Source organism: Streptomyces sp. NPDC057682, from assembly GCF_042799575.1.
GTDB lineage: Bacteria > Actinomycetota > Actinomycetes > Streptomycetales > Streptomycetaceae > Streptomyces.
Window position 1 is genome coordinate 1 of sequence record NZ_JBHVIN010000044.1, and the last position, 1,292, is coordinate 1,292.

1 protein-coding gene and 1 pseudogene are annotated in these 1,292 nt (G+C 66.4%); one reads left to right on the top strand and one right to left on the bottom strand.

Annotated elements, in window-relative coordinates:
- Nucleotides 1-27: 27 nt before the first annotated feature.
- A complete protein-coding gene (locus ACFVDM_RS38335) occupies nucleotides 28-342 on the bottom strand; it encodes a DUF6980 family protein (protein WP_383651497.1) in 315 nt (104 codons plus the stop codon).
- Nucleotides 343-407: 65 nt separating this feature from the next.
- Between ACFVDM_RS38335 and ACFVDM_RS38340 the strand changes: the two are divergent.
- Nucleotides 408-1,282 (top strand): annotated as a pseudogene (locus tag ACFVDM_RS38340) (IS5 family transposase).
- Nucleotides 1,283-1,292 lie beyond the last annotated feature (10 nt).

Consider the following 1,292-nt stretch of genomic DNA (forward strand, 5'->3'; position numbering starts at 1 on the left):
GAAGTGGCTTGGGAGGCTGTTGGTTCGTCAGTCCTGAGGCAGGGCGGCGAGCCAGCGGTCGTCCTGGAATTCGGCGGGGACTTCGTCCTCCCCAGGATCGATCCCGCGGCGTTCCAGTTCGTCGAACCATCGGTCCCGCTGTGACTCGGGGAGGCGTCGTCCGCACCAGGGACAGAAGTCGATGGTGATGCTCGACGTGCCGCCGTCGTGGATGATCAGCCCGTACTCCTGGAACTTGGCGCTGAAATCGATCAGTGCGTCCGGGCAGGCGAAGGGGTCGTCGTGCTGGTCGCAGCGCACGTTCACGCAGCGGCTCATCGCTTCGCAGCAGTGGTTGGTCATGACCTTGGCTTTCCGGTGTTCGACTCGATGACCAGAAGTAGATCACGGTCTGTGATGATCACCGGATGGCACGTGGAGATCTGACGGATACGCAGTGGGCCCGGCTGGAGTCATTGTTGCCCAGGGGCAGGAAACCCGGACGTCCACCGAGATGGAGTCGGCGGCAGTTGGTCGACGGCATACGGTTCCGTACCCGGACCGGTGTCCCGTGGCGGGATGTGCCGGAGCGATACGGGCCCTGGGCCGGGTCGTATGACCTGTTCCGCCGTTGGCAGCGGGACGGCACCTGGCAGCGGATCTTCAGCGAACTGCAGGTTCAGGCCGACGCCAAGGATCTCATCACCTGGGATCTCAACATCGATTCCACCGTATGCCGGGCTCACCAGCACGCCGCCGGAGCGCGGAAAAGGGGGACCTACAGGCCGAGCCGCCCGGCGGGATCACCGTCGAGCCGGACGACCACGGCCTTGGGCGCTCGCGCGGCGGTCTGACCACCAAGCTGCACCTGGCCGTCGAGCAGGGCCAGAAGCTGATGGCCGTCGTGATCACGGCCGGACAGCGCGGTGACTCCCCGCAGTTCGAACCTGTCTTGAAGAAGGTCCGTGTCGCCCGCCCGGACGCCGGACGGCCCCGGACCCGGCCCAACCGGGTCCGGGCAGACAAGGCGTACGCGTCCCGTAAGAACCGCGCCTACCTGCGGCGACGCGGAATCCGATGCACCATCCCGGACAAGGCTGACCAGGCGGCCCACCGCAAGAAGCGCCGCTCTCGCGGTGGCCGGCCGCCCAAGTTCGACGCCGAGGACTACAAGGCTCGGCACGCGGTCGAGTGCGGGATCAACCGGCTCAAAAGACACCGCGCCGTGGCGACGCGCTACGACAAACTCGCGGTCCGCTACGAGGCGACCGTCCTCGGCGCAGCCATCAACGAGTGGTTATGAGCAGCACATT